Annotated in this window: 1 pseudogene; it reads right to left on the bottom strand. The window is 56.7% G+C overall.

Annotation, left to right across the window (positions count from 1 at the left end):
* Positions 1-233, bottom strand: a pseudogene (locus TW83_RS21485) (IS3 family transposase); the annotation flags it as partial.

A 233-nucleotide genomic window follows, 5' to 3' on the forward strand; every position in this document is an offset into this window, starting at 1 on the left:
TCCATGATCGCCACCAGATAGAGAAAGCCGCGACGCATTGGCAGATAGGTGATGTCCACGCACCAGACCTGGTTTGGCCGTTCCACCCGCAACCCGCGTAGAAGGTAGGGATAGATCTTGTGGCCTTTTGCTGGCCTGCTGGTGTTGGGCTTCTGATAGATCGGCATCAGCCCCATCAGGCGCATAAGCTGACGTATGCGCCTTTCGTTCACCTTGTGGCCGTTTTCGGGCTT

Origin of the sequence: Paracoccus sp. S4493, assembly GCF_000967735.1 — a bacterium.
Classification (GTDB): domain Bacteria; phylum Pseudomonadota; class Alphaproteobacteria; order Rhodobacterales; family Rhodobacteraceae; genus Paracoccus; species Paracoccus marcusii.